Here is a 3,183-nt window from a genome sequence, read left to right on the forward strand (position 1 = left end):
ACCGACAGCTCGAAAACCCGCCGCTCACGGCTTGACGCTCCATAGGAGCGTCCCCCGTGAGTGGCGATAGTCGCCATAGCGGCTATCGCCACTCACGAGGGTGTCGACCCGGGCCGACCGGGCGGGGTCTACTGATCACCGGACGGCTCGACGAGGAGGCCCCGCGCATGACCGACGACGACCTCGACCGCTACCTCCCGCCGTACACCGCGGAGATCGCGCGGGCTCGGCGGCAGAGCATCGGCTCGCTCCTGGCCCGCACCGCGAAGAAGTACCCCAACAAGCTCGCGGTGGTCCACCGCGACACCCGGCGGACCTTCACCGAGCTCGACGCCGACGCCAACCGGGTGGCGAACGCCCTGGTCGCGCGGGGTGTGGGGCGGAACCGCCGGGTGGCGATCCTGTCGCACAACTCGTACGCCTTCGTCGTCGCCTACTTCGCGCTGGCCCGGATCGGCGCGATCTCCGTGCCGGTCAACTTCAACTTCACCGCCGGCGAGGTGCGTTATGCGCTGGAGGACAGCGGGGCGCGCGCGGCGATCGTCTCCGAGCGGCTCGCGCCGACGTTCGAGGAGGCCGGCGTCCCGGTCGAGCTGCAGGTCGTGGTGGGCGCGCGGGACGGCTGGGTGGGCTTCGACGAGCTGCTCGCGCACACGGACGCCACCGAGCCCGACGTCGAGATCGGCGACGACGACCCGGTCCAGCTGCTCTACACCAGCGGCACGACGTCGGCCCCCAAGGGCGCGATCATGACCAGCCGGAACCTCATCACGCAGTACGTGAGCGACATCGTCGACGGCGAGTACCACCGCGACGACGTCGAGCTGCACGCCCTGCCGCTCTACCACTGCGCGGCGCTGCACGACTTCCTCACGCCGGACGTCTACCTGGGCGCGACCAGCGTGATCGTCGACTCGCCCGACCCGGCGACGATCCTGCGCACGGTCGCGGCCGAGAAGATCACCAAGATGTTCTGCCCGCCGACGGTGTGGATCCGGCTGCTGCGCTCCCCGGACTTCGACCGGCACGACCTGAGCTCGCTGCGCAAGGGCTACTACGGCGCGGCGATCATGCCCGTCGCCGTGCTGAAGGAGCTCGGTGAGCGGCTGCCCGCGATCCGGCTGTTCAACTACTACGGCCAGACCGAGCTGGCGCCCAACGCCACCGTGCTGTTCCCCGAGGAGCAGATCGCGAAGGCGGGCACGGCAGGGCGGCCGAGCCTCAACGTCGAGACCCGGCTGCACGACGACGAGGACAACCCCGTCCCCGTCGGCCGGGTCGGCGAGATCGTGCACCGCACCCCGCACGCCATGCGCGGCTACTGGGGCAAGCCGGAGGCGACCGCCGAGGCCTTCCGGAACGGCTGGTTCCACAGCGGCGACCTCGGGGTGATGGACGCAGACGGCTACCTCACGATCGTCGACCGCAAGAAGGACATCATCATCACCGGAGGCGAGAACGTCGCGAGCCGCGAGGTCGAGGACGCGATCTACGAGCACCCCGCGGTCAGCGAGGTCGCGGTGTTCGGGGTGAAGCACCCGGAGTGGATCGAGGCCGTCGCCGCCGCCGTCGTGCTGCGGGAGGGAACCACCGCGGAGCCGGCCGAGATCGTCGCCCACACCCGCGAACGCCTCGCCGGGTTCAAGGCCCCCAAGTACGTGGTGGTCGTCGACGAGCTGCCCAAGAACCCCAGCGGCAAGATCCTCAAGCGGGAGCTGCGCGACACCTACGCCGGCCTCGCCGACTGACCGGACCGGAGGCACGCACGGGCTGCTCGCCGGGCCGCGGAGCCGGCGCGGCCGGGAGGAACCCGGCCGGCCGGTCGACGATCTGCCACAGCTCGGGCCGGGGGCCCTCGGCGAGGTCCACGATGAGATCGACGACCTCGTCCTGCGTGGCGACCAGCCGAACGTCGTTCAGATCGCAGAAGACCCAGGTCGCGAGCCACGCCGCGCTCAGCGGGTGGGGAGACCGGCCGCCTTCCAGGCGCGGAACCCGCCGTCGAGGTCGGTGGCGTTGTGCAGGCCCAGGTCCCGCAGGGAGGCGGCGGCGAGGCTGGAGCTGTAGCCCTCGGAGCAGGCCACGATCCAGGTGACGTCGTGGTCGACGGCCTCGGGGATGCGGGCGTCGGAGGCCGGGTCGAGCCGCCACTCGATGTGGTTCCGCTCGATGATCAGCGCGTCGGCGAAGGAACCCTCCTCGTCGCGCTGCCACTGCGGCCGGGTGTCGACCAGGCGCGCGCCCTCGCGCAGCAGCGCGGCGGCCTCCTGCGGGCCCACGCGGTCCAGCCGGGCCCGCGCCTCGGCCAGCACGTCGGCGATCGAGCGGGTCATGCCCCCACCTTCTCCGGTTCGTCCGTCAGCTCCGTGCGGGTGCGGCGCAGGAACTCCCCGCCCGGGCCGGACGCCACCTCGTAGTAGCTCATCGCGGTCAGCGGCGGCGAGTACGCGTGCACGCTGACCGCGGGCGACTCGAGGTGGTTGGCGACGTCGTGCACGTGGCCGAGCGGGAAGGCGGCGCCGCGCCCCGCCCGCAGCGTACGGGCACGCAGCCCCTCGCCGGCGACCCAGCGCTGCTCCACGAGGTCACCCGAGACCACGGTGAGCGCACCGAGCGAGCCGGCGTGGTCGTGCAGCTCGGCGATCTGCTCCCGGGCCCAGGTGATCAGCCAGACGTCCACGACGTCGTCGCTGTGCAGGCGGCGGGACCAGCGGTGCACGGGATCGACGTGCACCGCGTGCCGGCCGAGGCGGACCTCCTCGGCGTACCGGCGGGTCAGCGCGGTGAGGTCGGCGAGGTCGAGCGGGGTGGGCGCGGCGGTGCGGACCGCCGCACGGGAGAGGGTGCGGGCGTGCGCGAGCACGGGGTACTCCAGGAGGGACGACGCGAGCAGGGATCGGGGTCAGCTCGAGCTGGAACATCCCTGACAGCACTCGTCGAACACGTGCCCGCGGCGGCTCTCCCAGATGGGGCCGAGGTTCCACGCGGGCATCACATCGGTGATTCCAGCACATCCGGCGGCGTGGACGGAAATCCACTCCCAGCGCCCGGGACCCCGGCTCGAATGTCCGGTCAGCGCCGTGTTCCGCCCGCTCACTGGTGCACCTTCCTTGTGTCCGGGCCGGCTGGGATGGTTCGGACGCACCACTGGTGGCCACCGGGTGATCGCCCTGCTCGCTCGAC

The 3,183-nt window shown here is 71.9% G+C and carries 3 protein-coding genes; 1 reads left to right on the plus strand and 2 read right to left on the minus strand.

Features of this window, described 5'->3' with window-relative positions; all coding sequences use genetic code 11:
• The first annotated feature begins 167 nt into the window (after positions 1 to 167).
• Positions 168 to 1,748 (plus strand): fatty acyl-CoA synthetase, encoded by a 1,581-nt coding sequence (locus tag AB0B41_RS42925; protein ID WP_358212967.1) that lies wholly within the window; start codon positions 168 to 170, stop codon positions 1,746 to 1,748.
• 207 nt (positions 1,749 to 1,955) lie between these two features.
• Here AB0B41_RS42925 and AB0B41_RS42930 read toward each other — a convergent pair whose 3' ends face one another.
• Together AB0B41_RS42930 and AB0B41_RS42935 are read right to left on the minus strand one after the other, a co-directional pair.
• A complete protein-coding gene (locus AB0B41_RS42930; RefSeq protein ID WP_358212969.1) occupies positions 1,956 to 2,333 on the minus strand; it encodes a rhodanese-like domain-containing protein in 378 nt (125 codons plus the stop codon).
• Positions 2,330 to 2,863: a cysteine dioxygenase family protein gene (locus tag AB0B41_RS42935; RefSeq protein WP_358212971.1), complete on the minus strand. Its 534-nt coding sequence runs from the start codon at positions 2,861 to 2,863 to the stop codon at positions 2,330 to 2,332. Before AB0B41_RS42935 ends, AB0B41_RS42930 begins: the two co-directional genes overlap by 4 nt.
• Positions 2,864 to 3,183 lie beyond the last annotated feature (320 nt).

This window comes from Pseudonocardia sp. NPDC049154, assembly GCF_040648315.1.
Classification (GTDB): Bacteria; Actinomycetota; Actinomycetes; order Mycobacteriales; family Pseudonocardiaceae; genus Pseudonocardia.

Bases quoted from the DNA above. Each gene is read 5' to 3' on its own strand.
- AB0B41_RS42925 (WP_358212967.1), top strand. From the start codon at position 168: ATGACCGACGACGACCTCGACCGCTACCTCCCGCCGTACACCGCGGAG.
- AB0B41_RS42930 (WP_358212969.1), bottom strand. From the start codon at position 2,333: ATGACCCGCTCGATCGCCGACGTGCTGGCCGAGGCGCGGGCCCGGCTG.